Source organism: Frankia sp. CcCS3, assembly GCF_977927575.1.
On the sequence record NZ_CDWRCL010000242.1, the window covers coordinates 1 to 6,044 of the forward strand.

5 protein-coding genes and 1 pseudogene are annotated in these 6,044 nt (G+C 66.2%); 3 read left to right on the top strand and 3 right to left on the bottom strand.

Features of this window, described 5'->3' with window-relative positions:
• Positions 1 to 161 precede the first annotated feature (161 nt).
• Both AC08OQ_RS16975 and AC08OQ_RS16980 read left to right on the top strand, forming a co-directional pair.
• Positions 162 to 1,253: pseudogene (locus AC08OQ_RS16975) on the top strand (ABC transporter ATP-binding protein).
• Complete coding sequence (locus tag AC08OQ_RS16980; RefSeq protein WP_476601919.1) at positions 1,250 to 2,011, top strand: ABC transporter permease; 762 nt, start codon at positions 1,250 to 1,252, stop codon at positions 2,009 to 2,011. Before AC08OQ_RS16975 ends, AC08OQ_RS16980 begins: the two are co-directional and overlap by 4 nt.
• A gap of 159 nt (positions 2,012 to 2,170) precedes the next feature.
• Here AC08OQ_RS16980 and AC08OQ_RS16985 read toward each other — a convergent pair whose 3' ends face one another.
• Positions 2,171 to 2,617 carry a hypothetical protein gene (locus AC08OQ_RS16985; protein ID WP_476601918.1) on the bottom strand — a complete coding sequence of 149 codons (447 nt, stop codon included), beginning with the start codon at positions 2,615 to 2,617 and terminating at the stop codon, positions 2,171 to 2,173.
• Positions 2,618 to 3,468: 851 nt separating this feature from the next.
• On the opposite strand from AC08OQ_RS16985, the gene AC08OQ_RS16990 reads away from it, so the two are divergent.
• Positions 3,469 to 4,224, top strand: coding sequence for a metal-dependent transcriptional regulator (locus AC08OQ_RS16990; RefSeq protein ID WP_476605086.1), 756 nt, complete (start codon positions 3,469 to 3,471; stop codon positions 4,222 to 4,224).
• 111 nt (positions 4,225 to 4,335) lie between these two features.
• Here the strand turns inward: AC08OQ_RS16990 and AC08OQ_RS16995 are convergent, their stop codons facing one another.
• Complete coding sequence (locus AC08OQ_RS16995) at positions 4,336 to 5,208, bottom strand: metal ABC transporter permease (protein WP_476601916.1); 873 nt, start codon at positions 5,206 to 5,208, stop codon at positions 4,336 to 4,338.
• Positions 5,205 to 5,945 carry a metal ABC transporter ATP-binding protein gene (locus tag AC08OQ_RS17000; protein ID WP_476601915.1) on the bottom strand — a complete coding sequence of 247 codons (741 nt, stop codon included), beginning with the start codon at positions 5,943 to 5,945 and terminating at the stop codon, positions 5,205 to 5,207. The genes AC08OQ_RS16995 and AC08OQ_RS17000 overlap by 4 nt, the downstream gene beginning before the upstream one ends.
• Positions 5,946 to 6,044: the final 99 nt, after the last annotated feature.

A 6,044-nucleotide genomic window follows, 5' to 3' on the forward strand; every position in this document is an offset into this window, starting at 1 on the left:
CGTCAGGAACAACCAAAATCGCCAGGGGTTGTGCGCGATTCATGTCACGACACGAGGCATGCCACATCAGGTCACAGCAGGCCACGCCGAACCAACATTACGCACAGTTACCAAACTGGCTGGGGTCTCACGCCCACCCCGGTTAACTTCGAAGACCCGGAATGATCGAGGCGCAAGGGCTCACCAAGCGGTACGGACGTACGGTCGCCGTCAACGACCTGTCCTTCACGGTGCAGCCCGGCAAGGTGACCGGCTTCCTGGGGCCGAATGGTGCGGGAAAGTCCACTACAATGCGGATGATCCTGGGGCTCGATAATCCGAGCGCAGGCCAGGTCCGTATCGACGGCAAGCGATATGCCGAGCTGAAGGAACCACTCCGCCAGGTCGGATCGCTGCTGGAAGCGAAATGGGTGCATCCCAACCGCTCCGCCCGCTCGCACCTGCGGTGGATGGCCGCGGCGAACCGAATTCCTGGGAAGCGGGTCGACGAGGTCTTGGAGATCGTTGGGCTCACCCCGGTCGCCGGCAAGCGGGCGGGTGGCTTCTCGCTCGGGATGGCACAGCGTCTCGGGATCGCGACGGCCCTGCTGGGTGACCCGCAGGTCCTTCTCTTCGACGAGCCCGTGAACGGGCTGGACCCGGAGGGAATCCTCTGGATTCGCTAGTTCATGCATCGACTTGCGGACGAGGGGCGGACGATCTTCGTTTCCAGTCATCTGCTGTCCGAGATGGCGCTGACCGCCCAGGAGCTCGTCGTCATCGGTCGCGGGCGGCTGATCGCCCAGACCAGTACCCATGCCTTCATCGACATGGCGTCCGAGTCGGCAGTCCGGGTCCGCGGGCCGGAGATGGAGCGGCTGCGTGGCGTGCTGACCGGTCAGGGCCTCGCGGTTCGGGACGCCGCCGCCGACGACGGTGGTCCGGCGGCGTTCCTCGTGTCGAACAGCAGCACCGAGCAGGTCGGCGAGCTGGCCGGTCGGATCGGGCTGGTCCTGCACGAGCTGGCGGCGCAGTGCGGCTCGTTGGAGCAGGCGTTCATCCAGCTGACCGGCGGCGAGGTGGAGTACCACGCCGGGACGCCGGGGCCGGGCGCCAGCCGGTCGGCGACAGGTGCTCCGCCGGGGCCCGTGCCGGCGGGAACTGCTGCCGGTCCGCTGGCCGGGACACCTTGCCAGCCGGTCGACGGTGGTGTGGGTGCCGGGGGCGGTCCGTCGGCCTCGGCCGAGGCGGCACGAGGGGGGACTGGACGATGACCCTGCTCACCGTCGAGCGGATCAAGCTGTTCTCGACCCGCTCACCGTGGTGGTGCATGATCCTGGCGACCGCGCTCACCGTAGGGCTGACCTCGATTTTCGCGGCGGCGACCAACGGTGACGACCTCGCCAGCCTCACCCCGAACGTCACCCAGTTTGCCTACAACTTCGGCCTCGTGGTGATGATGGTGATGGCCACGTTGGCGGTCACCACCGAATACCGCTTCAGCACGATCCGGTCCACGTTCCTCGCGGTGCCCACCCGGACGCCGGCACTGCTCGCGAAGGCTGCCGTCGTCTCCCTGCTCGCGGGGATCGTCGGCGAGATCACCGCCATCGCCTCCTGGGGCGTCGCCAAGCTGATCAAGCCGGATGCCCCCCTGGCTCTGGACACGGCGCAGGAGTACCGTAACGTTTTCGGTGTCGGTCTGGTCTACTTGTTCGCGGCGATTTTCGCGCTGGCTCTGGGGCTGATCATCTGGCAATCGGCGGGCGCGATCGTGATTACGCTTGTCTACCTGTTCCTCGGAGAGAGCCTGCTGCCGGCGATCCCCCGGATCGGTGACCATATCCAGCACTGGCTGCCGTTCACCACCGGTGACGATTTCATCGTCGCCGGGCAGGTGGAGCGTTCCAACGGCCCGCCCGTGGTCGAGGGGATGCCGTTCGGCCCCTGGGGCTCCCTCGCTTACTTTGCCGCGATCTGCCTCGGCCTGTTCGCCATCGGGCTCGTCTTGGCCAAGCGTCGGGACGCCTGAGCCCACCCGAGGTGCGATCTCCATCGGCATGAGCTCTGAAGCCGTGGTTATCTGAGTATCTGTGATCATCAGAGTACCTGAACGCACCGGCGGGTTGCCTTCAGGCCTGGAGCCGCGGTCCACCGGTCGCCCCGATGTGGGCGACCGGTGGACCGCAGGTCAGGCGCCAGGGCCCCACAGGTCCCGACCGGCGCGGGCCCGCTCCTGGGCCTTCATGCGAGCCTCGTGGACGTGGCGCATCCCACCGGTGAGCCGCAGCCGGACCTGTTCGTCCACGGCGACGAAGGGGCGGTAGTAGATGTCGTCGTACTCCTCGGTGATCTGGAAGGTCCACCGCCCGTCGAGGACGTTGCGTCCGTGCAGCTCCCGGCGTACATAGGCGGCCATCTTGGCGTGTCCGGTGTCCTCCAGACCGCTAATCGCCTCCGCGAGGATCAGATCGGCCCGCCCGGAGAGTTGATGGAACTCGTAGAGCGCCCCGCGGGCCCGTTCAACCCACTCCAGCGCCTCGCTGAGCTTGCCGACCGCGTCAGCGGTCGTGTCGTCGAGGTCGGGCTGCGTGCGGTCGTCCTCTCGGCGGCCCCCGGCCGGACGATTCCCGCTCATCCGGTCGGTTCGACTGCCGTCAGCCCGACTGCTGTCGGTTCGGCTGCTGTCGGTTCGACCCCGGCGGGTGTGTCTGCTCACCCTGACGGGATGCCCCGGCGGTGTCGGGTCACACCGACCTGCCGCCTCGCGCCGGGAACGACTACGAGAACCACCGGACCGCCTCTGTGACTCTGGCGGGCAGGTATCCATTCAGGGGTGCTGGAACCTGCATCCCTGAATGGATACGTACAATCATGAGCACAGGAATTCTGGCACCGGGTATCTCGCGTCGGCGGTCGTGCATTTCGGCCGGGCCGAGGCCGTCCAGGCCGTCCAGGCCGCGCGGCCGTGTCCTGGACGCGGCCTGTGTCGCGCACCCGGAGCGGTTCGTGAACCGGCCTCCGGTCCCGCCGCCGCTCCCGAAGCCGGCCGGGATCAACCGGAAGCCCGACGAGGCTGAGCCGGCCGACTCGGGTGTTCCCGAGAGATCGGAAATCGTTCCACAAAAATCACAATTAGGCTAATTCACAAAATATCTTACCTCAAAGATCTTGACAAGTTCCGTTCTGTCCCGCGCCAAGATCTTGGCTCAGGAATCCTGACCTGAAGGTTGGGTTTTCTGGATCTTGGTGGGGGTTGGGAAGATGTTTGAGATCGTTGGTCAGACGATTCTTCGTAGCGGTCGGGGTCCCGGGCGTTGGGGGGGTGTGCGCCGGTCGATACACCGGACCATGGTGCTGATGGCTCAGTAGATGAGGGGTTCGGCCGCGACGAGCAGCATTATCACGAAAGTCGAGTCGTATTGGCCGTGCTCTCACGGAGAGTTCGGATTGGCGTAGTTCGGTGCTTGGTAGCCTGCGAGCATGTCGGTGTCGGAGCTTTCGGCGAGCAGTCAGAACTATCTGAAGGTGGTCTGGAGTCTTCAGGAGTGGTCCGGGGTGCCGGTGTCGCCTTCGACACTGGCAGCGAAGGTGGGGGTGAGACTGTCGACGGCGTCGGACGCGGTGCGCAAACTTACTGAGCAGGGTCTGCTGGAGCACGCGCCCTACGGGGCAGTGTCACTGACAGAGAAGGGGCGGGTGCATGCGGTGGCGATGGTGCGCCGCCACCGGTTGATTGAGTCGTTCCTGGTGCAGGTGCTGGGGTATCGGTGGGATCAGGTGCATGATGAGGCCGAGACGCTGGAGCATGCGGTGTCGGACTTCATGGTGAACCGGATCGACGAATACCTCGGCCATCCCACCCGCGACCCACATGGTGATCCGATCCCGGGCTCGGACGGCACGGTGCGGGTACCGGATGCGGTCCTGCTGTCTCGGATCGGGCCGGGCGCGCACGCGCGTGTGGAGCGGATCTCGGACGCGGACGTGGGCCTGTTGCAGTTCTTCGCCGAGCGTGGGATTGGCATCGGTACCGTGCTGGAGGTGCGAGCCGGGGCACCGTACTCGGATTCGGTGGAGGTGGTTGTGGAAGGCCGCGATGAGGCGGTGGCTCTTGGCCGGTCGGCGACGGACGCCGTGTGCGTCACGGTGAGCTCCTCGGGGCCGGCTCCGCTGCGGGAGGCCGGCCCGGGACACGGGTGCGAGACCACGGCCGAGGCGGGCCGCGACGGATCAATGAACTAGCTTCCGAGCGGCCCACCTACCTTCGAAAGGGTGAAGAAGGCGGTTTCCGAGTGGTGCCAGTGTGGTGAGCCGAGGTTCCTCCTGATCGCTGGGTCGCGGGTCGGCTGCGGGTCAGCTCGCTGAGACGAACTCCCGGTGCCGCCGAGCGAGCAGTCGTTTGCCAAGCAGCCCGTGGCGGGGGCTGAACAGGTAGACGAGTGCAAACACGACGCCCTGGACGACGACGACGAGCCCGCCGGAGGACGCGTCGAGCCAGTAGCTGAGATAGATCCCCATCGCCGAGCTCGCGGCCGATATCGCCGGGGCGATGACGAGTATACGTCCGAAGCGGTCGGTGAGCAGGAAGGCGGTGGCGCCAGGGATGATCATCATCGCCACGACGAGAATCACCCCGACCACCTGCAGTGCGACCACGGCGGTGAGGGCGAGCAGGCCGAGCAGCAGCGTGCCGAGGAACCGCGGCGACAGGCCGATAGCGTGGGCGTGAGTCGGGTCGAACGCGTACAGCGTCAGGTCACGCCGCTTCAGCACAAGGATGACGAACGCGACAGCAGCGAGGATTCCGATCTGGATGAGGTCCGCGGTGGAGACGCCGAGGATGTTGCCGAAGACGATGTGGTTCAGGTCGGTCTGGCTCGGGGTGATCGAGATGAGGACGAGTCCGAGCGCAAACAGGGTGGTGAAGACGATCCCGATCGCGGCGTCTTCTTTCACCCGGCTGGTTCCGCGGATCGTCCCGATGAGCGCGACAGAGAGGAACCCGAACACGAGCGCACCGATCGCGAACGGTATGCCGAGGATGTAGGCGATCACGACCCCGGGCAGGACGGAGTGAGAGACCGCGTCACCCATCAGCGACCAGCCGACGAGCACGAGCCAGCACGACAGGAGGGCACAGACGACAGCAGCGATCATGGTGGTGGCAAGAGCCCGGACCATGAAGTCGTACTGCAGCGGATCCAGGAGCAGATCGAGCGGGTTCATGCGACGTACTTCTGCTCGAGCACGTCGAGTCCGAACGCGCGGGCGAGGTTCTCCGGTCTGAGTGTCTCGGTCACGGAGCCGTGGAACAGCACTCGGCGCAGCAGCAGCACCGCCTCGTCGGCCAGCTGTGGCAGGGCGTGAAGGTCATGGGTGGAGACCAGGATGGTACGGCCGTCCGCGGCGAGCTCCTTGAGTAGTCGGACGATGGTGGCTTCGGATTTCTTGTCGACCCCGGCGAAGGGTTCGTCCAGGAGCATGATCTGCGCATTTTGGGCGATGCCGCGGGCGACGAACGCGCGTTTCTTCTGCCCGCCGGAGAGCTGTCCGATTTGCCGGTCCGCGTACTCGGTCAGCTCCACACGCTCCAGCGCCTCGGACACCGCCGTGTGGTCGGCCGGGCGCGCCCGGCGGGTGAAGTTCTGGTGGCCGTAGCGGCCCATCATCACAACGTCGCGCACGGAGACAGGGAAGGCCCAATCGACCTCCTCGCTCTGTGGCACATAACCCACCAGGCCCTGTTTACGCGCCACGGCAGGCTCGGCACCGTCGAGTAGCACGCGTCCCCGGTCGGGGCGGACTATACCCATGACCGACTTGAACAGCGTCGACTTGCCGGATCCGTTCATCCCGATCAACCCGGCCACCCGCCCCGGCTCGACGGTGAGGGACACGCCGTCGAGGGCGAGGACCCCGCCGTAACGGACGACGACCTCCTGAACCTGGATCGCCGCGGTCACGAGGTCCGCCCGGTGAGCCCGTTGATAATCGTGGTCGCGTCGTAGCGGATCAGGTCGAGGTAGGTCGGTACCGGCCCGTCGGCCTTGGAGAGAGAAGCG